Below are 24633 nucleotides of genomic sequence, written 5' to 3'. Positions count from 1 at the left end.
CCTCAGAAGTAAACTCCCTTGTGCTGCCGCTCGACTTGCATGTGTTAGGCCTGCCGCCAGCGTTCAATCTGAGCCATGATCAAACTCTTCAATTAAAGTTTTGTTGCTTCCGCCTTACGACTTCAGCGGCTCAATGAATTCTGATTTTTTGTTTCTAACTAAAGAAACAAACTGTACATATTGCTATGAACACTCATTGTTACATTGATTTAAATTTTTGACTGCCAACCCTAAGGCTAAGCAGTTTCGATTAACTCAACACCTGTGAGTGTCCACACAGATTTCTTGTTTTATCTTGTTAAAGAGCAACTCAACCTCGTAAGAGAAGATGAGTACCACACTGAGCGCCGAACGCTTCCAGTTGGCTAGGGCTGCGTATACTACGCATTTCCCGTTTCGCGTCAAGGAGTTTTTACAAACTTTCTCAACACTCATCAATCAGTAAACTCATCGATGAACTGTCACATCAGGCTGCTTAACGCTGTCTGCCGTGTCAGTGGATGCGCATTATAGGGAGCAGGAGATTTTGTGCAACCCCTATTTTAAGGAAATTTGCAGTTAATTCTAATTATCTAATCTAACCACACCATACCCACCACTTACCCCCGAAGTTATCCACACACAGCTCATTTTAGACTCAATTTCAGCTTAAAATGAGGTTTGATGAGCCTCAATTACTACGAATAAAGCATGGAGATTCCGTTGATTCTCGAGGCTAGAGGTGGATTCTTGATGCAGCTTGTTCTAATAAATGGGCGAACGACAGATTAAAGAAACTCTTTGCCGACTTAATCAGAAATACAGGTTGTATTGCACAAAGCTGATATTGGCCACTTGTTAGTTATGAGCTTATCTATTAAAGCTAAGTTGATTCATCAAAGACGTCATGCACATTATGAGTGGCATGCTCGCTGACCTATATTTTGTGACAGGAAATTTAGTGGCAATAATTTTGAAGCAAAAAATACCCGCCAGTGGCGGGTATTTTCTTATTTAGCTATGGCGTTAAACGCTGAGCTTATTCTTCTACTGGCGAGACCACGAACAGTAAGTCACCTTGAGACACTTGCTGACCATTGCTGTTCAGGATGCGCTCGATGCGATACTTCTTATTCTCAGGGTACAGAATCGCACTCTGACGGTTAAAGCCGGCTAAGGTCACTTGCGAGAACATCTTCATCGCTTCTGTTAATGCTAGCGTTTGATCGACTGTGACTATGTCACCTTCTTTCACGAAGTCCGCTTCACCCGGTGCAGAAGAGGTATAGAAGATACCTGCGCCTTGGGCTAACACTTTCAGTTCGTTACTTTCACCAACGCGCAGTGACTCAGTGTCCACTTCCACAGTTTCAGCGGCGGCTTCCATTTCAGCGATCAACGCAGGAATATCCAGCTCAGCCATTAAACGTGGCAGATAGTTAGTATCGTAAACACCTTCGTTGAAGGTACCGTCTTTCAGAATAAGCTTGAGTAACGGAATGTTAGTCGCGATGCCTTTCAGCACTACGCTGTCTAAGTATTCGTACAGTTTGGCAATCACATCCTCACGGTTTTCACCGCGCATGATGATTTGCGCAATCAAGCTATCGTAGTATGGCGATACTTCTTTACCTGGCGCTGCAATCGAAATGATTTCCACATCTGGATGATCAGGGAACACACATTCAGTGATCTTGCCCGGATTTGGGATCAGCTGCAGTATGCCGTGGCTATCGAGCGCCGCTTTCTCAGCCGTCACACGTACTTCCATCGCATAACCAATTTCTTTAGGCTCTAATGCTTCAATTGAACGGCCAGCGGCAATATCAAACTGCGCACTAACGATATCAATACCTGAAGTCGCTTCCGTAACAGGATGCTCAACCTGCAGACGCGTGTTCATCTCCATGAAGTAGACTTCGTTTGCATCTAAGTTATAGATGAACTCAACGGTACCTGCGCCCATGTAATCGGTCGCGTCACCTAAAGCACGGGTATAAGCCAGTACTTGTCGCTTCAGCTCATCTGGCAACATAGTTGAACCAGACTCTTCGACCACTTTTTGGTTGTTACGTTGAACCGAACAGTCACGCAAACCTAATACTTTGGCGTTGCCGAACTTGTCACGCAGTAACTGCACTTCGATGTGACGCAGCGATGTCACATATTTCTCTAGGTACAAGTCACCATTACCAAAGGCTGCAGCCGCTTCAGTCGCAGTTTTTTGGAATAGACCAATCATGTCTTCAGGGCGTTTCACTACCTGAATACCTTTACCGCCACCACCTTGTACCGCTTTAAGCAGTACTGGATAGCCAATTTCGCTCGCCACGTTCACGGCTTGCTCTGCATTGGTCAGAATACCGTGAGAACCTGGCACTACAGGTACATTTTGCGCTTGCGATGTCTTAATTGCGTTCGACTTGTTACCCATAGTCGTCATTGAATGCACGCTAGGACCGACGAAGTTAACACCGTTATTCACACACAGTGCAGCAAACTGCGGGCTTTCTGATAGGAAACCGATACCAGGGTGTAATGCATCCACTTGCTCATACTCGGCCACTTTCAGCACTGAGTAAGCATTCAAGTAACTTTCATCCGAGGTGTTACCACCGAGACAAACTAACTTGTCAGAATCTTTGAGCATGTCCGCTGGCACTGATGTCATATCAGGATCCGACGCCACTAATACCACATTGATATTATTGTCATGCGCCTTACGGATCAATTTCACCGCAGTACAACCACGGGCGTGAACCAATACTTTGTTAATTGGCTTCATTAACTGGCGTGGATCGTTCTGCACGATCACTTCTTCTTCAACAGTTGCTTCAACCACTAAGGTCGACAGTGCATTGATGATCACGTCGTTAATTTTTGCCGAAGGCATTGGCATCAGAGGATCGATACCTGCTAACTGAGAGTCTAAATTGTCGCTGAATGGGTTATGGACTAAGCCCGCCATTGCGCCAGGTACTTTTGACAAGTAGTTAGACAAGGTTGCCGTTGATGGCAAGTAAGCTGGCACTACCATTTGACCTGCGAATGGCATGTTAGTGCCAGACAGGTAGTAAGTTTGCACTAATGGGTGAGTCACAAAACTCGCCTGCGCACCACCAGTACAGTCACCAAAGCCAAACATCAGTACAGGCAATTCGTTATCACGAATAAAGCGCGTGATGCGGTCGTTCACCACAGCCATAGAGAATAGTGCCGCAGCACCTTCTTTAGTCTGCATCCCGCCAGAACTGATAAAGCACACAACGGGTAATTTACGCTTAGCACACTCGATCAACAGCGCTGAGAATTTCTCGGCACTGGCCATATCGAATGCACCGGCTTGGAATGCGGTGTTAGACACAGCCACACCCACACGCACTTTTTGACCTTTTTCTTTAAAGTCAGCAATACCTGTGATCAAACCACATGGGCGAATGCCTTTATCTAACGCGTCTTCAATCGATAAACGGAAGCCCGGGAAGTTGAGCAAGTTAGCCGACATCTTGTCGCCATTGATCTCTTCGAAATGGGTAAAGAACTGCTTAACCACATTTTCCCAAGTCATGTTGCCTTTACGTTTTTCGTCACGCAGCACTTTTTGGATCAATAAATCCTGATAACCCATGGTCAAGCGGTTCCAGAAGTCCTTACGACGACCGATACGCACAGGGTTGATCGCGCCAGTGTACTTGCTGGTATCGCTTTCGCTATCGAAATACTCAGGCAGTAGACGTTCGAAGAAGTAAGTCAGTACCACGAATAGACTGTCGTTAAGTTGAGGGAAACCCACACTCTTCCACTGCTCTACGCGGACTAATAAATCGGCACGGTTCGATTGACCCATGAAGTATTTTAGCCACTTGTAGAACTTAGCTTTGTCGTTCGAGGTATCTTGTGTCGACATTGCATGGTCAATTGACTTGTGCAGCAAGTTGTTCACTGAATTACGCGACAAACTCTTCGACATCATGGCTTCTTTCGCGATTGACGCTAAGCTACCAACAACGTTGTCGTACAAGGCATTGAAGATCAGAATGTTATGGCATTGCCAAATAAAGTCTTCACGCAGCTCTTCATTCACAACCACATCGAGTACGGTCAGCTGATTCAGCTCAGGCCATTTAGCTTGAGTTACAGACTTTGGCAAACTTTCTAAGTGCTGAATCAGCCCTTTGAAGTTGTTGGCCGCATTACTCTTCCAGCGGTGATACAAAGACCAGCTGATGTTAAATAACAGCGCCTTACGTGCTTTCTTATAGTTCTCTTTTGGTTCACCCAAAATCAAACGAGTCAACATGTTACGCTCGGTAGACACTTCATCACGCTTAGCGACAAAAGTAGTCCACAATTTATTCAGTTCTTCGTCATAAACCAGTTTATCTGGGTTAGATAACCAAGCTTGGAACACACGATCTTGTTCCTGTTGGATACGCGCCAACAAATCACCTTCTGGCACACTAGCACGTGACAGACGACCGTATTGCTCTTGAGAAATCGAATGGATACGGCTACGCAGCGTTAAATAACGCAAATAACGATAAGCACTACCAAACAGATTGTGGTGACTGGTTGGGCTCGTTGCCACAGCCAATTCGGCGTTCAGTTCCAAAGCCATCAAGTTTTTAGATGGATTTAGGAAACGAGTTAAGCTGCGGTCATAATGCTCACGTAAATCTTTAGATTCACGCACAAAATTCATCGCTGCACGCTCAACCGCTTCTACGCTGCTAATAATAGCGCGGCGCAAATTGTGCTGACGCTCATCACGGTCACCCGGTGAAAAGTCGATGATACCGTCGATACAGCCTGAGGTATAAAGCTCTTCTGGTGATACACCCACAGATTTCGCACATTCTTGCCAAGATAAGTTGTACTTACGGGCAATACTTTGCAGACCTTGTGGCTGGATCGTGTTGAAAATACCGTCACGCAACGACAACAGAATGTTCGCCGCCGCTAATGGAATCGCACCACCAGAATAACCGGCACCGATCACAATACCGACTGTCGGTACGTCAACGTTGGCGCTTTCTGCGATAGCTTTAGAAATTGAATGCGCTTGGTTTTGGCTGTTAGCGATTTCGCCAGCATCAGCTCCAGGAGTATCAATTAAATAGATAATAGGCATAGACAATTCGGCAAAATGACGAATTGCTTTACAGGCGGCGTAATGATGCTCAGGCATCCAAGCACCGTTTGCGGTAGTGCGTTCTTGGGCGATAAAGCCAATACGACGAGTGCGTGAACCAAAGTTCAGCTCGACCTCAGCACTGTAAAAAGAGCCCAAGTGAGTTTCAGTAATCAAGCGACCTTTAAGATCGGCAATGATACGTTTTGCACCAGGACGACCTTTATCTTGGGTCGGCTGGATCACTTTAGTAACGTAACCGTCGACATCTAACGATGCCAAGTCTTTCAAGTTTGCCTGAATGGCATCCTCATTTAAAAGACCTTTAATTTCTTCCGATAAACTCTGTTTACTGTGCTTAGGAAACAGAGAAAAATCCTTTGCCAAATGCTCGGCTTGTAAAAAAAGCGGATCGGGCGTTTGGGCTTGAGTCATGTGTGTGGGCTGATTATTGCTGGTCATCAAAAGATCCTCTGCTTAGCCTCTGAAAATTTTTAGCCAATAAATATAACTTTGTTATCCCGTCAAATGCCATTAAACTGCATAAGACGCTATGTTCCAAATATGAGACAGTGGGAAAAACATGCCAGATTTAAACGGTATGATGCTATTTGCAGCCGTAGTTAGAGCTAAGGGATTCTCCCAAGCTGCACGTGAAACCGGCCACCCAAAATCCACCATAAGTCGCAAAATCGCGCAGCTTGAAGAACAACTTGGCGTGCGATTGCTACAGCGCGACACCCGTAACTTGAGTCTTACCCAAGTCGGGGCACTCTTTTACCAACACTGTGATTCCATTCGCAATGAGGTGGAAGCGGCTAAGGCTGTTATCGAGAATACTCACGATGATGTGTCAGGATCATTACGGATTGCGATCCCTGTGTCATTTAGCCAAGAACTTATCGCTAACCTCTGTAGCGGATTTATGCGTTTATATCCCAATGTTGAATTAGATGTCCAGTTTACCGACAACGATATTGGTTTGGTCGGCGAAGGATATGACATAGCCATCAAATATGGCCCACTTCAATCGTCGGACTTAGTCGCACGATTACTGTTTGAACGCCAACCGATTTTAGTCGCAAGCCCTGGTTACTTAAAACTCAAAGGCACACCCGCAACGCCAAAAGAACTCAGCCTGCACAGTGGCATTTTATTGGGTACTTCTCGCTCGGCGCCGATTTGGCCACTGGGTAAAGGTTCACGTAAAACTATGGCGAACTTCCAGCGTAAAGTGCGGGTCAACAGCCCTATCATGGTAAAACAGTTAGCCATGGATGATTTTGGCATCGCCATGTTATCCAATTCGGCCTGTAAGACCGAACTCGCCAATGGACAGCTAGTACCGATTTTACAGGAATGGCCGATTGAACCCTTTAAGGTTTACGGGGTTTATTCGAGTCGACGCCAACTGGCTACCAACATCAGCGTCTTCTTAGACTTCTTCGTAAAACGCTTCAGCAGCCAAGAAAGCCTGCAATCCCTCATGGGCTAAGGAATTACGTGTTCCAGTTTTAACACTTCTTTAGTGATGGCTTGACGCAATGGCAAACCTGCGGCGTCGGGTATATCCATATTCATTGCAAAAAACCACACATTATCATCGAGTTCTACCCAACCCACCCACCAGCCAATACTTGGCTCAGCTCTGACCGCATAACCGGTTTTTGCGCGGATAATATAATCAGAATTCGCCTCGGTGAGCATGGCTTGCTTAACGATGCGTTGACTGCGCTCTGAGGCATGGATCTTGTTGTGATAAAGCCGGCGCAGGAAATCAATTTGCTCAGTGGCCGAAATCCGAATACCGCCATCGAGCCAAAAGCTATCTAAGTTACCCGAGATATCCTCATTGCCATAATCGAAGGAGGCGATCATCTTCGACATCCGCGCCTCACCAATTTGGCGGGCAAACTCTTGATAGACGGGCACAACCGAATACTTCATCCCAGTAATCAAGTTATGATCACGATTCCAAGTGGCGATATCACGACTTTTACCATCCCATTTAAACACTTGGTGCTCATCCTTCACCACACCCAACTCGAGCGCAATCAAGCTATTGGGGATTTTAAAGGTCGATGCCGGTAAAAAACCTTGATTGGCACGTTTAAGATTGTTGGTATATCCCTGTTGCTTGTTTTCGTTCCACAGCACCACCACGCCCGAGGCTTGTTGGGACTTAGTTTTTTGCGGTTTAGCTTGTTGTTGCTTAGCTAGTTGCGGTTCAACTTGGTGCTGAGTAAAAATGGCATCCCAACTGCGGGTTTCTTGCCACTCCGTCTTCGCCGCTGTTGAGGCAAAAGCTGGGGCAGCAAAGATTGACGACGCTAACAGTGAGGACATCACCAACACAGTCGATATGGCGAACGAACGCATAAAGTCTCCTTGTAGAAAACAAAAAATCCAATGAACTAAAAAAGTGATTAAGGCTATCACTTAGCGTGTTTGCATGCCCTAGCAAACTGCTGACCAATTGTGGCAAAAAAGAGGCAAGTAAGTTCTGCCATAGAAGGACTGATGCCAGCTCCGCCGCCTTTGAAATAGAAGATGTTGAGATAGAAGATATTGGCATAAGATGACGAAGATCACTGAGCATAACTTTATTACCCTCAGCTTGTAGTGCATACTTTTTGGCATAAGAGCCTTCCAGTGGACGAGATGAACATCATTTCCAATCAATAAGGTCTAGTCACTACAGGGAAATCAAAAATGTTGAAGCCAGTATTGAAGCCAGTGTTAACGCTAATCCTCGCCAGTAGCTTGCTCAATACGGCCAGTGCTGTGCAGCTATTGGGTGATGTTGAAGTTTCCCGCCTTCCAACAGCCGAAACAACCATGGGCGAAGTCGTGACTCGTTATCAAGCACTCGATGATGGCCTGACCCAGCAGTTAAGTTCCAAGAAAAACGAAGTCGATGCCACCCAATTAGCCGCGCGCCAAGGTCACAGATTATGGCAACAGGCAGTACGCGATGTGCAGTCAGGTCATGTTGACGACCGACCTTTATATTGGGCTCGCCTTGCCATGCTTAATAGTCTTAAGAGCACCAGCGCCAACTTTAAAATGGCCGATTGGCAACAAGACATATTAATGAGTGCAGTTGAAAAGGCCTCTCGGGGGTTTAGCGATATTCAATATGCAGATGATGTTCAAATCAAAATCTTCCTCACGGGTTTCGATCCCTTCTTCCTCGATAAAGATATCACCCAGAGTAATCCTTCCGGCTTAGTCGCCCTCGCCTTGGATGGTTTCCGCTTTGATGTAAATGGCAAAACGGCGCAAATCGAAACCGCTATGGTGCCAGTGCGTTTTGAAGATTTTGACCAAGGACTTATCGAATCGCTACTGAGCCCGATATACCGCGATCCTAAAACCCAATTTGTATTTACCGTTAGCATGGGCCGAACTGACTTTGATATTGAACGCTTCCCTGCCCGAAATCGCAGTGCCGCGGCGCCCGATAACCAGAATGTCCTCACTGGCGGCACTAAAACCGCACCGGTTGCCCCTAAGCTCAATGGCAAAGATTTTATCGGCCCGCAATTTGTCGAATTCTCGCTGCCGGTTGCCGCCATGCAAGTAAAAGATGGCCAATGGAAAGTCAACGATAACCACACTGTCACGACCCTTGCCCGCGGCGAGTTTAGTGCAACATCATTAGGCGAACTGCAAAACGAAACGTCGGTCGAAGGCTCTGGCGGCGGTTATCTTTCTAATGAAATTTCCTATCGCGCCATAGTGTTGCAGCAAAAATTTAATAGCCATGCGAAAGTCGGCCACATTCACACCCCAAGGGTCAAAGGCTATGACGCCGATACTGAGCAAGCCATAGTCGAACAAGTGCGCACTATGGTGATGCAAGCGGTGGCGAGTTTATAACCAAGCCACACTGGCTGAAACTAGCATTGTCAGATAGCGTTCGCTATGATGCGAACGCTTGGCCTGACTCTTATTTCAAGCGCTAATTTCAATCGCTGATTTGGAAGGCTGAGTATAAGAGCGGATTGCAAGAACAAGCGTTCGAACGCAGAAGCCAAGCGCCATACTTAGGATTGGCTTCACAACTGATGCTTCATACCTAAATGAGTGTTAAGCACTCAATGTTTACCTTTAACCGACGAGATCCAACGCTAACCCTATGTTGAAACCTGCAGACTTACTCAATGCTTTACGTCGTCGCAGCAGTGAAGCACTCGCCCCACTGACAAAATCGACATACGCAGCCTTGGGCCAAAGCCAAGATAAGTCGCAGCTGATAACGAGTCCGCCAGTACAAGATCTGGCTCAGGCACATATTTTCACCGGTTCATCACGCCCACTCTCGTCACTGCAAATACAAGTACTAGAGCGAATTGAAGCTTGTTATCAAGAAGCGGAGATATCACTTAAGCGCGCTTTCCCACGCCCAGTCACACAATTTAGTCTCAGGGGAAAGAGCGCGGGTACGGCTCATCTGCAGCAGAATCGTTTGCGATTCAATCCTGTGTTGCTACGCGAAAACAGCGAAGCTTTTCTAACTGAAGTTGTACCGCACGAAATTTGTCATTTACTGTGTTTTCAGCTTTTTGGCAAAACCAAGCCCCACGGTAAAGAATGGCAATCTTTGATGTTAACGGTATTTAAGGTTAACCCGAGTACCACCCACAGCTTCAATACCACTTCTGTTGCTGGTCGCGACGTGGAGTATCGCTGCGCCTGTGGACCGATTCGGTTAAGTATTCGCCGCCATAACAAGGTGCTACGCGGTGAAAGCCGTTACATCTGTAAACGCTGTAAGACCCATTTAACGGCGATCTAAGCACTCTTCGCGCACAATCCTCACACCCACTCCACAATTCGAATTTCAGCATTTGGGAATTGCGTGAGTAAAAAGTACGACGCAATTTGCATAAGCAGCGGCATTTCCCTTACCATCACGCCATAAAAGACGAGCCAAAGGCTCGCGTAGTGTTTGTTATTTTGGGATAAATTTTGAACAAAACTTCTTTAACCGTTAATTCGCGGCGACTTTTGTTGTGCCTAATCACTTGGGCCGCGACCTCATCTGTGCCAGCAAGTGCCTCAGTGTCACACCCCAGCAGTTTCAGCCAAGCGAAAACCAAGTCGCAGGCGCTCTACGCCGGAAGTCGCCAAGGCACTCTACCCGCCACCAGTTTTTACTGTGGCTGCGATATTCAGATCAAAGACAAATCGTGGAAACCCGATCTCGCCAGCTGCGGTTATCAAGTCCGTAAACAGGAAACCCGCGCCAACCGTATCGAATGGGAACACATAGTGCCCGCCTGGGAATTTGGCCATCAGCTCCAATGCTGGCAAAAGGGCGGGCGTAAAAACTGCGCCGATAACAGTAACGAATTTAATAAGATGGAAGCGGACATGCACAACTTAGTGCCCGCCATCGGTGAAGTGAACGGCGATCGCAGTAACTTCCGTTTTAGCCAATGGAACGGTAAAGCCGACCAATATGGCCAATGCGCTATGGTGGTCGATTTTAAGAATCGTCAGGCGCAGCCGCCCGTAAACGCCCGCGGCAAGATAGCCAGAACCTACCTCTATATGCAGCAGACCTATGGGCTTAAAATCGCGTCGAGCCAATTAAAATTGTTTAAGGCATGGGATAAAACCTATCCAGTTGATACTATTGAGTGCAAACGCGATAACGCCATAGCGCAAACTCAAGGCAACCATAACCCCTTTGTGCAGAATGCCTGTAATGCGCCACCACTGCGTCAACAATTAGCCGAGTAAGGTCGACAATGAGAGTCCCAAGAATTTATCAACCTCAGCCATTAGCCATCAATCAACAGTTGAACTTAGACGAAGATGGCGCAGCCCATATCGGCAAAGTGCTGCGCATGGGTAACGGCGAACATATCAGCCTGTTTAATGGCGATGGCCATGATTATCTTGCTGAAATTGTCGATGCGGGTAAAAAGCATGTCACAGTAAAACTGCTTTCCTGTGAGGCCAATTTATCTGAGTCGCCACTCAACTTGCACTTAGGCCAAGTAATTTCCCGTGGTGATAGAATGGAATTCACCATTCAAAAATCGGTCGAGCTGGGTGTTAATACCATTACGCCGCTGTTTTCCGATCGCTGCGGCGTAAAACTCAATGGCGAGCGCCTAGAGAAAAAAATTCAGCAATGGCAGAAAATCGTTGTGAGCGCCTGTGAACAATCAGGCCGCAGCCAAGTCCCCGTGGTTCGCCCAGCGATGGACTTACACGATTGGTGCAGTGAGCCAACCTCGGCGCTGAAACTCAATTTACATCCACGTGCCGCACACGGTATCAATGGCTTAGATTTAGCGCACACACGCGTGCGACTATTAATTGGCCCAGAAGGTGGTTTGTCGGCGGAAGAAATCGCCATGACAGAAACCTATCAATTTACCGATGTGTTGCTTGGCCCTAGAGTGCTTCGCACTGAAACCGCCTCGCTCACGGCCATTACAGCGCTGCAACTCAGATTTGGTGATTTAGGCTAAACCGCAGCCGCAAGCTGCGCTGGCATAACAGACCCCATTATCCAATAAATGCTTTTTTGCCTGCAAACGGCGACAAATAAGGAACAGATTAATGATAAAACTCGGCATAGTGATGGACCCCATCAGTGAGATCAACATTAAAAAAGACTCCAGTTTTGCCATGTTAATGGCCGCGCAGGACAGAGGTTATCAGCTGTTTTATATGGAAATGGCAGATCTTGCCATGGTCAACGGCGTGGCGATGGCCAATATGCGTCCGTTAACTGTTATCAATGATGCGAGCAAATGGTATGAGCTAGGCGAATCTCAAGACACGCCAATGAGCGAACTCGACGTGATCTTAATGCGTAAAGACCCGCCATTCGATACTGAATTTATCTACGCCACTTACATGCTTGAGCGCGCCGAAGAACAAGGCGTGTTAATCGTCAACAAGCCGCAAAGCCTACGCGATGCTAACGAAAAGCTGTTCACCGCATGGTTTAGCGAATTCACCCCAGAAACTATCGTGACCCGTGATGCCAAACGTATCCGCGCTTTCCACCAAGCTAAGGGCGATATCATTCTCAAGCCTTTAGATGGCATGGGCGGCACCTCGATTTTCCGCGTGAAGCAGGATGACCCTAACCTTGGGGTGATCATCGAGACCTTGACCAGCTATGGCCAACAATATGCGATGGCGCAAGCCTTTATCCCTGAAATTACCAAAGGCGATAAACGCATTTTAGTGGTCGATGGCGAGCCTGTACCTTACGCGTTGGCACGTATCCCAATGAAAGGCGAAACCCGTGGTAACTTAGCCGCTGGCGGTAGCGGTGTGGCGCAGCCTTTATCCGACAGCGATTGGGCGATTGCCCGCGCTATTGGCCCTGAGCTTACAAAACGTGGACTGATTTTTGTCGGGCTGGACGTGATTGGTGACAAGCTGACTGAGATCAATGTGACGAGCCCAACCTGTATCCGTGAAATCCAAGCGGCATTTGATGTCGACATCACGGGCATGTTAATGGATGCTATCGAAGCACGCATTAACGCCAAAGCATAAGAATTTACCAACGAGTTTGTTGATTGTAAGGCGCGAGCAAATCGCGAGCGCCGAACCACTTCTAGGGATGTGATATGAGTTTCACCAAAGCGCCACTCTTGTTACTCGGCATCAGTTTGCTGTTATCTACGCCAGTTTGGGCAGATGAAACGGGTCCAACGAAAGCGCCATCGCGACCGAAAAATATCGTCATCATGATAGGTGATGGTATGGGGCCGTCTTACACCAGCGCCTACCGCTATTACAAAGATAATCCTGACACTGAAGAAGTCGAGCAAACCGTATTCGACCGTTTACTGGTGGGCATGGCGAGCACCTATCCCGCGAGCGTCAGTGGTTATGTGACTGACTCAGCCGCGGCCGCGACAGCCCTAGCCACTGGGGTTAAATCGTATAATGGGGCGATTTCGGTCGATACCCAAAAGCAACCACTGCCGACCATACTCGAAAAAGCCAAATCCCTTGGCCTCAGCACAGGGGTCGCGGTAACGTCGCAAATCAACCACGCCACGCCAGCCGCCTTTTTGGCACACAACGAAAGCCGTAAAAACTACGACGCTCTGGCACTCAGCTATTTAGAAACCAACGCCGATGTATTTTTAGGCGGTGGTCAAAAGTATTTTCCTCCTGCGCTGTTAGAGCAGTTCAAAGCCAAGGGCTATCAGCACATCAGCCGTTTTGAGGATCTCGCCAGCATCACCCAACCAAAAGTGCTGGGCCTATTTGCCGAAGTACAATTACCTTGGGCGATTGATGAGAAAGATGCAAGAAAACTCAGCACCTTAACTCAAAAGGCACTCAGCTTACTGTCGCAAAATGACCAAGGTTTTGTGCTGTTAGTCGAAGGGAGTCTCATCGACTGGGCGGGCCACAATAACGATATCGCCACTGCCATGGGTGAGATGGATGAATTCTCCAATGCCATTGAAGTGGTTGAGCAATTTGTGCGTGAACATCCCGATACCCTGATGGTGATCACCGCCGACCACAATACCGGTGGTCTATCGATTGGCGTCGATGGTAACTACAACTGGAACCCTGAAATCCTGCGTAATATCTCGGCCAGCACAGACACTTTGGCCTTGGCCGCCATCACTGGTGAACAATGGCAAGCCGATCTCGCCCGCGGTTTAGGCTTTGAGCTTAGCGAAGAAGAAGTCGCCAAATTAAACGTCGCCAGAATGCAGGGATTAGAAACCATGGCGGTCGCGATTCGCCATCTTATTGATAAACGTACTGATACAGGTTGGACAACCGACGGTCACACAGGCACTGACGTACAAGTTTTTGCCGCAGGTCCGGCATCTGAGCTGTTTAACGGCCATCAAGACAATACCGATATCGCCAATAAGATTTTTAGCTTATTGCCAAAACCGAAGAAACCTAAAAGCTAAGCGTTAATCGATTCCGTTCATTAAAGGCAATCACATAAGGCAACCGCATAATGCAGTTGCCTTTTTATTGGGTCTTTTTATTAGGGATTTTATTAGGTCTTAGCGCAGGGATTCGATGCAAACTGGCTCAGGCGTGAATAACGGGTATAATGCCCACACTTAAGTTTATAGGTGCCTGTAACTGTGTTAACCAATCCATCGCAAGTCATTATTCGTAATCAAGACAGCCTAAACCAACATAAAGTGTTAGTGCTCAATCATGAAGCCGATCTACTGCCAAAAGCCCTGCTCGATGTTGCGGCATCGGTCGATGCACTCGCCTTGGATTACCACCATTACTTGCACTTAGCGCCACACGCCAACTCAAAGCTGCGTTGCTATTTCGGCCATGACCTGCCGCACCAAGACCCGCTTGAACGAGAAAAGTACGATACGGTTATTGTTTATTTCCCCAAAGCCAAACCCTTAGCACCTTATTTGTTTAACCTCGCCGCCAATCATCTTGTGCCTAACGGCCAACTGTTAGTCGTGGGAGAAAACAAAGGCGGGATTAAGTCTTTAGTGAAGCTGTTGCCTGAGTATTTCGCGACTGGGATGAAGCTCGATAACGCTCGCCACTGCTTGTTATTTGGCAGCAGTTTAGAAGGCAGCGCGCCGGCGATGAAGCTCAGTGACTGGGTCAGTCAGTATCAACTGACTACGCCGCAGGGCGAGATCAGTATCTGTAACTTAGTTGGGGTGTTTAGCGAAAAACGCTTAGATCTGGGCACTGAATTATTACTGTCGCACCTGCCGACACTCTCGGGCCGAGTGCTCGATTTTGGTTGCGGCGCCGGCGTGATTGCCGCGGCCCTGCTCAAAGCCCAGCCGAGCTTATCCTTAGAGTGTGTCGATATTAATGCGATGGCCTTGGCTTCCTGCGAACTCACCTTAGCCGCCAATGGCATGACGGCCAAAGTCTATCCTTCCGATGGACTCGCGCAAACCACAGGGAAATTTAACGGCATTATCTCCAATCCGCCGTTCCACGATGGCCTTGCAAGCACCACCAGCATAGCGCAGAACTTTGTCACTGATAGTGCCAAGCAATTACAACATAACGGCATTTGGCAAATTGTCGCCAACCGCCACTTGCCCTATTCCGATATCATTGCCGCCGAATTTGGCCAATTAAAAGTGGTTGCCGATAACAACAAGTACAAGCTGTATTACTTCCAGCACAAGTAAAACCGCTATCGAGAACGCGCTTAGGCTTCAGCTATAGGCGCGTTATTGACTACGCCTCATACTCACTCGTATCACTATCCCATTTTTCAGATAAAGCTTATCTTTCCTCGCGTTACTAAACTCAATATTGTGATCTGCCGCATGTCAGCGATTCCGGTAAACAGGCTTTCATTTACATCAAACTGCCGTTCCTAGCATAGGGATTTGATTTAAAACATCAAAATAATGGCTAAATCGAAAGTTAGCATTAAGTTGCGGCTTACACTGCTATGAGTACGAATAAACCAGAGATAACACTGCTTATCCCATTCAATTTCTTATAAAAAACTATTTAAAAACCACCCTATAGACCATTAACAACAAAATGCCAACATTTGCTGTTTTTGCAGCCAAAAAGGCTTCTTTACCCTAAGTTTCTACTGTTATACTCAAATCAGCTTCTTAAACAATAATAAAACGCAATTACTAGGAATGCCCCTATGCTGGACCCTGAACTCATTGAGCTAAACAGCGATAAGACAAAAGCTGAATTGCGCCTGATCCCTAATGTCCATGGCCCAGTCACCCATGAAGATATAATGCGCCTGTTGTCTTTACCTGAATTCGCATCCCTGTTTCCGCTAGAGCCTGCCATTACTAAAACCGTCGCTAAAATCAACTCTCTGTGCAGTCAAGACGACGGAAAATTTGAGCTCTACGCCACTTTAGCTGAACGCCGCGATGGCACCATCGCAATCGAAATTAGCCCAGATAAAATGCAAGCCAGCCTCAAACTGACCGCAGCATGGGGCGGTAAACAGATAGATTTGCCAGAGATCCTTACCCATCTCAAAAAGAACAACGTCTGCATGGGGTTAAGCAAACTCAAAATTCAAGCGCTACTGAAACAACTCGGTACGCTCAAGGCGGGCGAAGTCTGCCAAAGTGACATCGCCCAAGGTAAAGCGCCAGTCAATGGACTCAATGCGGTATTAGAACGCAAAGTGTTCCTCGCACGCGAACGCTTACTCCAGCCACAAGAGCGGGAAGATGGCAGTGTCGATATGCGCAATCTCGGCTCGCTTATCGTCGTCAAAGCCAATGATCTCTTGATGGTTAAGCACCCCGCCACCGAAGGCACGCCGGGTTACAATATTAAGGGCGAAGTGCTTAAACAAAAACCGGGTAAAGATGCCGTGCTTCAAGCAGGTACAGGTACAGATTTTCATCCCAAAGATCCCAATAAACTCATCGCCACAGTACCAGGGCAACCCGTCGAAACCCGTACAGGTATGAATGTTGATGATATTTTGCAGCTTAAAGATGTCGACATCGGCACAGGTCATATCAGCTTTAAGGGCAGTATTTTAATCACCGGCGATGTCCACGAGGGCATGGTAGTTAAAAGCTCGGGCGATATTACCGTGATGGGCTTTGTGGACTCCGCTACCCTAGAGGCGGAGGGTGATGTCACAGTAAGTAAAGGCATCATTGGCAGACAAATCAAAGCCAATGAATACTCTACCAATATCCATTCTCAAGGGCAGATCAGCGCCCAGTTTGTGCAATATTCCAATTTGGTAGCCAAGGGCAATATCTTAGTCACTAAACAGTTGCTGCACAGCCATACCAAAACCGCCGGCAGTTTAACGGTCAGCGATCCGAGTGGTCGTCGTGGCGATCTGGTGGGCGGTGTCGCACGTGCTGAGAAAGGCATCACGGCGGTTGTCATAGGGGCAACGGCGGGAACCAAAACCGACGTTTATTGCGCGATGGAACATGCCGAACTCAAACAAGATCTCAAGCTGCTCGATGAAAGCGTTAAAGCTATGGTCGTCGCCAGTTTAGATATCGAGGCTCGCCTCAATAAGCTACCGCCTAAATCAGAATGGCAAGGCGACGCGGCGATGATCGAGCAAATCAAGATGATGCTCGATGAAAAGAATCGCATTATGGATGAACGCAGCCGCGAAGAACTCGAGTTCGATACCTTCAAACAAGAGGTCGAAGGCTATTACGAGAAATACCGTATCGAAGTGCTTAAACACGTATTCCTTAACGTTGAGTTACATATAGGTCCAGCGAATCATCGCACCGCCCGTGAACACGGCACTTGCTGCATTGCCAATGTCAGTCAAGAGATTAACTTTGACTATAACGCCAAAGCCAAAGCCGCACCGACCGCATAATCTTGGCTAGGAGTGATGACTCAGCCGTCACGCCTTTCTCATTCAGCCAGACTCAGTGAACTTGTTCTGGCCTCTATCAATCTTCCCTCAGCGTGGCATACTGCTGTCAGATAAACTCACGCAGCAGCATGCCAAGTATCTTCTTGTATAATCCTAATCCTTGTCTACTGCCGCCGATTGTTCTCAGAGACTGTCTCAGAGCCCATTTTAAACTTCCTAAGGATCTGAAATGACTAGCGTTAAGATGTCGAGTATTGAATGGCCAGCCATTGTAAAACTGACTCAAAGTGACGAATTACTTTACCTAGAACACCAAAGGGATTGGCTCGAACTCGCCTGTCTCTATCAGCATCATTTTATCGATACCGATCAATTACTCGACTCAAAAGGCCAGCGTTATCTAATCAGTGCCTGTCCGCAGAAAATCCATGAGGATCCCGTCGGCGAACTGCCGCAATTACTGCGCCAAAAACAAGATTTGCCGCTCAATGAATTTATCAAGTGGGTTCAAAACCATGCCCAAGCACTGGGGCAATGCTGCGTCGCTAAGCTGGCTTTCACAACGATTTCCCAAGGGATTGAAATTGTACGCACCCTCGATGAATAAACGGCAAGCAGCAGAGATACCATCTGCCAATAACTCAGTTGCTCAATAAAAAACACTATGACCTTAAAAGCTAATATCCTCATAGTGAATTCACAGGCATAATTTGCCGCTGTATAGCAGCGCCGAGTCAACTGGCAAAGCGCGGCTAAAATACACTTCAAAATGACCATTTTCTGCGTCGACTCAAGGGATGACGTTTAAGTTGGCACTAAATATACAAACAGATGGAACCGAAATTGGAACTACTTAAGATTGACTGCTTAGGCAAACAACTGCGCTTAGAAGGCTCACTCGCGGGCTGGCAACAACTCTTCTGGGACAACACCTTAGTCTCACAAAAAGAAGCTTCCGTCGACAATGGCGGCCTCAAGGTTCATGTCTTTGAGCTCACCCACCACAGCAGTCCATTGGCGACCGAAAGTGGCGAGCAAGCCATCGCCATGACAGAAAATAAAATTCAAGTTCGCCTCGAAACCGATCTCGTTTGGCAGCCTTTCCGCCTCGATTACTGCTTGCTGCAGGATGACAAAATTATCGACCAAGGCCGACGCACCGAAAAAGATATCGAACGCCAAACTCCTGAAACGCCCATCGTTAAGCAGCAAAAACTGAGCATGGTTGGACTCGCCTCCCTTGGTTTTAAACTGTTAAAAAGCGCCAAAGTCATAAAAGTGGTATTAGCGGGCGCCAGCGTTGCGGCTTATTCTTGGCTATTCTCCTTCCAATTCGCCCTCGCGCTCATCGCCTGCTTGGTATTCCACGAATACGGCCATATCCGCGCGATGAAATATTTTGGGATGAAAACCAAAGGAATTTACCTTATTCCCTTTATGGGTGGGCTCGCGCTCTCCGATGAAAAAATTAATACGCGTTGGCAAGATGTGGTGATTTCCATCATGGGGCCAACCTTTGGACTCCTGATGTCCATCGCGTCATTGATTGCTTACCACGTAACGGGCAATGTGTTTTTTGCAGGCCTAGCCGCCTTTAATGCGCTGCTTAACCTATTTAATTTATTGCCAATTTTACCACTCGATGGCGGCCATATTTTAAAGAGCATCAGCTTTTCGATGAACAGCATTATGGGCTTGGTCGCCTGCGCCGCCGGTGCCGCTTTCGGTGTGTATATCAGCTACACCTTAGGCTTAGCCTTATTAGGATTCTTGTTGTTGATCGGCAGCTTAGAAATCATCTTCGAGTGGCGCACTCGCCATCAAAGCCACCTGCTGCCGTTAGACAGATACGGACAAATCTTCTCGGTGATTTGGTACTTGCTCACAGTTGGCGCTTTAGTCGGCATCATCTGGCACTTAGCCGGAACCGGCGATGATATGCTCAGTCTGCCGCTGCAAATATTGCGCAGCTAATTCAGCTTAACGGCTAAACGCAGCGCAAAGGCACTAGCACTCATCCTGAGTTATATAAAAACGAAAAAACCGCTATTAATAGCGGTTTTTGTTTTTCTATAGTGCTGCGATGCTTTTACAACAATGCGTTATTCCTTTGCCAAAGGCGGGGCGATATCGCTGCCGCCAAGGGCTTGATAAAGCGTCGCTTGGGCGGTGAGTTGGTTGTAACGATTCTCGAGCAAAGCCGCCTCGGCGCTGCGACGATTCTCTTGGGCATCAATCCAATTCTGAATACCGATAGCGCCATTGCGGTACTGACTCTCATAAATGGCTTCAACGGCTGCCGCGGCGCTAAATTGTTGCGCCAACTTATCCCCTTGATAGCGATATTGCTGCTTAGCCGAAATCGCGTTATCGACATCTTCAAAGGCGGAATAGAGCGTCTTGCGATAATTCACCACAGCGGTTTGATAATCAATATCGGCAATGTCGTTATTGATTTGCATTTGATTCCACTGCAAAAAGGGCAAGACTAGCCCAGCGCCTAAGCTGCCAACGGGATTGCGTAACAGCTCTTTTAACTCTGAGGTCGACTCTCCAATACCACCCGTTAAACTCAGGCTGGGGAAATAACTCGCATAGGTCGCGTCTTTACTCGCCAAGGCGGAGCGCAGTTGATACAAGGAAGCCTTCACATCTGGGCGTCTGACTAACAAATCTGCGGGTACACCCACGCTAACGTCCGGCACTGCCACATCGGGGAGTTGCTTAATCTCAACCCAAGTCTCCCCTGAGGCTAAACTCTGCGCTGAGTCAGCAGCAGGCGCCTGATTGAGTAATATCGCAAGGGCATTTTTAGCCACAGTTAATTGCTGGATAAGCTGACTATGGGCCGCCTCTTGTCCCGCCATGCTACGCTGCGCTTCGAGCACATTCACTTGCGTCACGGCGCCAGAATCATACTGCCTTTGGGTTAAAGCCAGCGTTTGCTTGCTGTACGCTATGCTCTTTTGGCTCAAATCAACCCGTTGATTTAAATATCCTATCTGCCAATACAAGGATGCAGTGGTCGCCACTAGGCTTTGGGTGGTGCTTTCCCTATCTTCGGCGCTCGCCAGCGCCGCCCATTGGGCTTGGTCAATATTGGCCGACACTTTGCCCCACAAATCCAGCTCATAACTGACAGACAAGTTGGCTTGATAACTCTTAGTCGCATCGCCGCCATCGAGTGGCTGATTACGGGAAGCACCAAGATTGGCCGATAGTTGCGGGTATAGATCGTCCCGCGTTAGTCCTGCCTGCAAACGCGCTTTACGCAGGGTTAAGGTCGCCAGCGTTAAGTCATTGTTGGTGCTCAACACTTGGCTAACCAGCTTATCAAGCTCAGGCTGATGAAACTGCTGCCACCAAGGATCGACCTTTACTTGCTCGTTCACTGTGGTGTTTTGCCACTGTTCAGGAATCGCCAATGCGGGCGGTTCAAAGTCTGAACGCATGAAACTGCCACAGCCACTCAGCAAGGTGATTCCCAAAGCCATGCCCACAGCAATCGCGCAGCTACGAGGCGAAAAGTGTCGATTAAATATTTTTGTATTCATGGTGTTATTACTCTCTGGCTAATGCGTCAACGGGATCTAACTGCGCCGCATTGCGGGCGGGTAAGAAACCAAATAGCACACCAATTAAGGTCGAACAGGCAAAGGCGGCAACGATGGAGGTGGTGGAATAAATCATTTGGAAACTGCCTCCCGTTTGAGCAAACACCACGCCAATTAAGTAGGACAAAGCAATGCCTAAGGTTCCGCCACACAAACACACTAAGATGGCTTCGATAAGGAACTGGCGCAAAATATCACTCTGGCGCGCGCCCACTGCCATACGCACACCGATCTCACGGGTTCGCTCAGTCACAGACACTAACATAATGTTCATCACCCCAATTCCGCCAACGACAAGGGAAATCACCGCGATCGCCGAGATCAATAAGGTCATGGTTGCTGTGGTTTTTTCGATGTTCTGCCTAATGGTATCGGTATTGATGGTGAAGAAATCTTGAGTGCCGTGGCGCATTTTAAGTAGCGCGATAATGCCCTGCTCCGCCGCATTACTCGGCACAGTTTCATCGAGTCGTACTGTGATGCCATCCAAATAGTTTTTACCTATCATACGGCCAGAAACTGTGGTGTAAGGCACCCATACATTGAGCGCATCGCTGTTACCAAAGGCACTTTCTTTTGGCTGCGTCACACCTATGATGCGCACGGGTAAATCCCCGAGGAAAATCACTTGGCCGATGGCCGAGTTATTCGCGCCAGCACTGTTAGGAAAGAGCTCCTTACGGGTGTTGTCATCAATCACCGCATCTTGGGCGAGTGTTGCAACGCTGGCATCATCCCAAAACTGCCCCTGCGCTAACTCATAACCTCTCACGCGAAAGAACTCCGGCCCCACCCCATTCACCGAGGCCGATACCGCTTTATTACCAAAACGTACCGTTGCGCTAGAGCCAATACTTGGGGTCACGCTATCGACATAGGGCAGATTTTTAAGGGCATTAGCATCGGTCGCCGTTAAGGTTCGCACCCGCGCCGAGCGTCGATCGCCAAAACCTGAACCCGGGCGAATATCAATCGTGTTGGTTCCCATCGAACTGATACTTTTGAGAATGGCCTGCTGCGAGCCTTCACCTAAGGCCACTACAGAAACCACAGAGGCAATACCGATAATAATCCCGAGCATAGTCAAGAAGGTACGTAACCTGTGGGTCGACATCGCCACCAGCGCCATTTTAAGCGCTTCGACATATCTGTCCCACGAAGCCACCCGCGCACGCGAGCTGTCTTTTGCTGCCACTGTTTTTGCGACCACAGTGCCGTTAGGCTTTTGTGACGCCGTATTTTGTGAGGTCGTGTTTTGTGATGACGAATGTAGTGACGTCAAGCTTTGCGGCTTAGCAGTCTGTTTATCCTGACTGCGCTCATCGCTGATGATCACGCCGTCTTTGATTTCGATAATGCGGTCGGCATATTGGGCCACGTGCATATCATGGGTCACGATAATGATGGTATGACCGTCGCTGTGCAGCTCCTGCAACAGCTGCATCATTTCTTCACCACTGTGACTATCCAGCGCACCAGTCGGCTCATCGGCAAGGATCACATCGCCGCCATTCATCAAGGCGCGCGCCACACTGACCCGCTGCTGTTGACCACCACTGAGCTGATTGGGTTTATGGTCGAGCCTGTCGCCAAGGCCTAAACGCGTTAACAAATGCTCGGCCCTGTCCTTACGAACCGAGCGCTCTTTACCCGCATACACGGCGGGCACTTCGACGTTGCCTATGGCGGTCAAATCACCCAGTAAATGATAACGCTGAAAGATAAAGCCAAAGTGCTCGCGGCGTAGCTGCGCCAACTCATCAACGTCCATAGTCGAGGTATCTTGGCCGTTGATAAAATACCCGCCCTTTGACGGTTTATCTAAACAACCAAGAATATTCATTAGGGTCGATTTACCCGAGCCAGAGGCACCCACTATCGCCACCATCTCGCCACGGCCAATCGACAGGTTCACATCTTTCAGCACAGTGAGTTGCTGCTCACCCGCCTGAAAAGTGCGATAACAACCTGAAATTTCAAGTAATGCCGTTGTCACTGTTAAAACCTCACGCTAGGTTTACGACGGAACTTGCTGCTGCCATCATCGGAAGACGGCATACCAAGCACGACCTGATCGCCTTCCTTCAAACCCGCGGTGATTTCAGCATTGATTTTATTATTAATCCCCACTGTGACATCCACATATTGCACTTGGTTATCAACTAATACAGGCACTTGATATTGCGGGCCGCTGCGGGCTTTACGCTCGACAGACTTAGCCTCTGGCACCGCGGATTTCTCCCTCGGCTTTATACGCAATATCTGCGCAGGCACTAATAGCGCATCATTGGCCTTGGCTAACACTATAGACACCTGCGCCGTCATGCCGATACGCAAGGTGCGGTCAGGGTTTTCTACATCAAACAGACCATGGTAATAAATGGCATCTGAGTCGCTAGAGCTCATATTGCTATCGTCGCCATCCATCGAAATCGGCCCAGGTTCAATCGCCCTCAAAACGCCGCGGTAGGGATGATTCGGTTTTCCAAGGACAGTGAAATACACGGCTTGACCTGGATGAACATTGACAACATCGGCTTCGGAAATCTGCGCTTTAACTGTCATGGTATCGAGCTGCGCCATTTCCACGATTGTCGGCGTCGTTTGATTAGCGTTAACGGTTTGCCCCACTTCCACAGCGGAATACACCACAGTGCCATCCATAGGCGCAATAATTTTGGTATAACCTAAATCGATTCTGGCACTGTCGACGTTAATCTCAGCCTGTTGTTTTTGCGCTTCTAATTGCTCAAGCTCGGCTTGATAAACCGTTAGATTAGCATCGGCCACTTCATAATCGGCACGGGAACTGGCCTTATCGGCAAGCATTTGCTGCTGGCGGCTAAATTCCAACTTTGCTTGACGGATCTGCGCCTGTTTGGCACGGAACTGAGCATTGATACTCTTGAGTGATGCGAGGACATTCTTCAAATTATTCTGCTGCGCTAGACTGTCAATTTGAGCAATCAAATCGCCTTTCTTTACTTCATCACCCAGTGCCAGCGGCAAACTTAAAATTTGCCCCGATACCTGCGCGCCCACACTCACCAGTTTAGAGGCCTGCAACATGCCATTGGCCAACACTGAGTTTTCGATATCGCCACGGCGCACCGCTTCAGTCACATAGGCAGGTGCCGTTTCAGGCTTATGCCACATAAAATAAGCACCGCCACCTAGGAGGATTAAGCCGCTTAACGCGAGCAGCAATTTACGCTTTGAGGATTTTTTCATCGGTATTGTCGTGTCCATCAATGCTAAAGACAGCAAGCATTCATCTTGCTAAGGAACAGAAATTGTTCCAACAGTATATAGAGTTAGCCAAAGACAGTAGACGAAGGAAGTGTCGTTAACAGGTAAAGATTTGCAAATATCTGTGTAAAAATTTGCAAGGGAAGCACGGCTGAGTATTAGGTAGCAATGCCGATTTAGTGCGATACCAAATCGTTAGGCGGTAAATTGTAGGGGTTCGACGTTCTATGATTGTGCCACTTATGGTAGTTCTGCCATGCAAACGAATCTAGATATACAAACTTCATTTAATTCTTTTTCAAGAAAGATCAAGGTCGTGGGGTGAAGCCTTATGA

Annotated in this window: 16 protein-coding genes and 1 rRNA gene; 11 read left to right on the top strand and 6 right to left on the bottom strand. The window is 47.9% G+C overall.

The genetic code is table 11. The features are described 5' to 3' along the window. Window positions 1-95: ribosomal RNA gene (locus Q4Q50_RS20570) — 16S ribosomal RNA — on the bottom strand; the annotation flags it as partial. A gap of 923 nt (window positions 96-1018) precedes the next feature. After that, on the bottom strand, window positions 1019-5572 hold the full coding sequence (locus Q4Q50_RS20565) for an ATP-binding protein (RefSeq protein WP_311900894.1): 4554 nt from the start codon (window positions 5570-5572) through the stop codon (window positions 1019-1021). Window positions 5573-5693: 121 nt separating this feature from the next. Here Q4Q50_RS20565 and Q4Q50_RS20560 point away from each other — a divergent pair, with 121 nt between their 5' ends. Further along, on the top strand, window positions 5694-6605 hold the full coding sequence (locus Q4Q50_RS20560; protein WP_006082994.1) for a LysR family transcriptional regulator: 912 nt from the start codon (window positions 5694-5696) through the stop codon (window positions 6603-6605). On the opposite strand, the gene blaOXA is transcribed toward Q4Q50_RS20560, so the two are convergent. Continuing rightward, window positions 6602-7489, bottom strand: coding sequence for an OXA-548 family class D beta-lactamase (gene blaOXA, locus Q4Q50_RS20555; RefSeq protein ID WP_311900893.1), 888 nt, complete (start codon window positions 7487-7489; stop codon window positions 6602-6604). The two genes, Q4Q50_RS20560 and blaOXA, sit on opposite strands and share 4 nt — an antisense overlap. Window positions 7490-7822: 333 nt before the next feature. On the opposite strand from blaOXA, the gene Q4Q50_RS20550 reads away from it, so the two are divergent. From Q4Q50_RS20550 to Q4Q50_RS20505, 10 genes are all read left to right on the top strand, one after another. Further along, window positions 7823-8992 (top strand): PA0049 C-terminal domain-containing protein, encoded by a 1170-nt coding sequence (locus tag Q4Q50_RS20550; RefSeq protein WP_311900892.1) that lies wholly within the window; start codon window positions 7823-7825, stop codon window positions 8990-8992. 259 nt (window positions 8993-9251) lie between these two features. Beyond that, window positions 9252-9911 carry a SprT family zinc-dependent metalloprotease gene (locus tag Q4Q50_RS20545; RefSeq protein ID WP_259563333.1) on the top strand — a complete coding sequence of 220 codons (660 nt, stop codon included), beginning with the start codon at window positions 9252-9254 and terminating at the stop codon, window positions 9909-9911. A gap of 173 nt (window positions 9912-10084) precedes the next feature. Continuing rightward, window positions 10085-10861, top strand: coding sequence for an endonuclease EndA (endA, locus tag Q4Q50_RS20540; protein WP_371830305.1), 777 nt, complete (start codon window positions 10085-10087; stop codon window positions 10859-10861). Window positions 10862-10869: 8 nt separating this feature from the next. Next, window positions 10870-11601 (top strand): 16S rRNA (uracil(1498)-N(3))-methyltransferase, encoded by a 732-nt coding sequence (gene rsmE, locus Q4Q50_RS20535; RefSeq protein ID WP_006082999.1) that lies wholly within the window; start codon window positions 10870-10872, stop codon window positions 11599-11601. 91 nt (window positions 11602-11692) lie between these two features. Next, a complete protein-coding gene (gene gshB, locus Q4Q50_RS20530) occupies window positions 11693-12646 on the top strand; it encodes a glutathione synthase (protein ID WP_259484406.1) in 954 nt (317 codons plus the stop codon). Window positions 12647-12720: 74 nt separating this feature from the next. After that, the gene (locus Q4Q50_RS20525) at window positions 12721-14040 is read left to right on the top strand and encodes an alkaline phosphatase (RefSeq protein WP_259484405.1); all 1320 of its coding nucleotides are present in this window, start codon (window positions 12721-12723) and stop codon (window positions 14038-14040) included. 183 nt (window positions 14041-14223) lie between these two features. Further along, entirely contained in the window at window positions 14224-15267 is a 1044-nt protein-coding gene (locus Q4Q50_RS20520) for a methyltransferase (protein WP_259484404.1), read from the top strand. A gap of 479 nt (window positions 15268-15746) precedes the next feature. After that, window positions 15747-17435, top strand: a complete 1689-nt coding sequence (locus tag Q4Q50_RS20515; RefSeq protein ID WP_071939901.1) for a flagellar assembly protein A — start codon at window positions 15747-15749, stop codon at window positions 17433-17435. Window positions 17436-17664: 229 nt separating this feature from the next. Further along, on the top strand, window positions 17665-18042 hold the full coding sequence (locus Q4Q50_RS20510; protein WP_006083004.1) for a DUF4144 family protein: 378 nt from the start codon (window positions 17665-17667) through the stop codon (window positions 18040-18042). Between the two features lie 224 nt (window positions 18043-18266). Further along, the gene (locus Q4Q50_RS20505; RefSeq protein ID WP_226059147.1) at window positions 18267-19409 is read left to right on the top strand and encodes a site-2 protease family protein; all 1143 of its coding nucleotides are present in this window, start codon (window positions 18267-18269) and stop codon (window positions 19407-19409) included. Between the two features lie 128 nt (window positions 19410-19537). Here Q4Q50_RS20505 and Q4Q50_RS20500 read toward each other — a convergent pair whose 3' ends face one another. From Q4Q50_RS20500 to Q4Q50_RS20490, 3 genes are read right to left on the bottom strand one after another with little or no spacing between them, the layout of a single operon-like run. Continuing rightward, window positions 19538-20989 carry an efflux transporter outer membrane subunit gene (locus Q4Q50_RS20500; RefSeq protein WP_311900891.1) on the bottom strand — a complete coding sequence of 484 codons (1452 nt, stop codon included), beginning with the start codon at window positions 20987-20989 and terminating at the stop codon, window positions 19538-19540. A 7-nt stretch (window positions 20990-20996) separates the two neighbouring features. Beyond that, on the bottom strand, window positions 20997-23045 hold the full coding sequence (locus Q4Q50_RS20495; RefSeq protein WP_311900890.1) for a MacB family efflux pump subunit: 2049 nt from the start codon (window positions 23043-23045) through the stop codon (window positions 20997-20999). A 2-nt stretch (window positions 23046-23047) separates the two neighbouring features. After that, the gene (locus tag Q4Q50_RS20490) at window positions 23048-24280 is read right to left on the bottom strand and encodes an efflux RND transporter periplasmic adaptor subunit (protein ID WP_311900889.1); all 1233 of its coding nucleotides are present in this window, start codon (window positions 24278-24280) and stop codon (window positions 23048-23050) included. Between the last annotated feature and the right edge of the window lie 353 nt (window positions 24281-24633).

The sequence above is a fragment of the Shewanella scandinavica genome, from assembly GCF_031932065.1.
Classification (GTDB): Bacteria; Pseudomonadota; Gammaproteobacteria; order Enterobacterales; family Shewanellaceae; genus Shewanella; species Shewanella baltica.
This window is presented reverse-complemented; position numbering and strand designations above follow the sequence as displayed.

Coding starts and splice junctions, on each gene's coding strand:
- gshB (WP_259484406.1), top strand. CDS start 11,693: ATGATAAAACTCGGCATAGTGATGGACCCCATCAGTGAGATCAACATT.
- Q4Q50_RS20510 (WP_006083004.1), top strand. CDS start 17,665: ATGACTAGCGTTAAGATGTCGAGTATTGAATGGCCAGCCATTGTAAAA.
- Q4Q50_RS20525 (WP_259484405.1), top strand. CDS start 12,721: ATGAGTTTCACCAAAGCGCCACTCTTGTTACTCGGCATCAGTTTGCTG.
- Q4Q50_RS20500 (WP_311900891.1), bottom strand. CDS start 20,989: ATGAATACAAAAATATTTAATCGACACTTTTCGCCTCGTAGCTGCGCG.
- Q4Q50_RS20565 (WP_311900894.1), bottom strand. CDS start 5,572: ATGACCAGCAATAATCAGCCCACACACATGACTCAAGCCCAAACGCCC.
- Q4Q50_RS20515 (WP_071939901.1), top strand. CDS start 15,747: ATGCTGGACCCTGAACTCATTGAGCTAAACAGCGATAAGACAAAAGCT.
- Q4Q50_RS20490 (WP_311900889.1), bottom strand. CDS start 24,280: ATGAAAAAATCCTCAAAGCGTAAATTGCTGCTCGCGTTAAGCGGCTTA.
- Q4Q50_RS20560 (WP_006082994.1), top strand. CDS start 5,694: ATGCCAGATTTAAACGGTATGATGCTATTTGCAGCCGTAGTTAGAGCT.
- Q4Q50_RS20550 (WP_311900892.1), top strand. CDS start 7,823: ATGTTGAAGCCAGTATTGAAGCCAGTGTTAACGCTAATCCTCGCCAGT.
- Q4Q50_RS20545 (WP_259563333.1), top strand. CDS start 9,252: ATGTTGAAACCTGCAGACTTACTCAATGCTTTACGTCGTCGCAGCAGT.
- blaOXA (WP_311900893.1), bottom strand. CDS start 7,489: ATGCGTTCGTTCGCCATATCGACTGTGTTGGTGATGTCCTCACTGTTA.
- rsmE (WP_006082999.1), top strand. CDS start 10,870: ATGAGAGTCCCAAGAATTTATCAACCTCAGCCATTAGCCATCAATCAA.
- Q4Q50_RS20505 (WP_226059147.1), top strand. CDS start 18,267: ATGGAACCGAAATTGGAACTACTTAAGATTGACTGCTTAGGCAAACAA.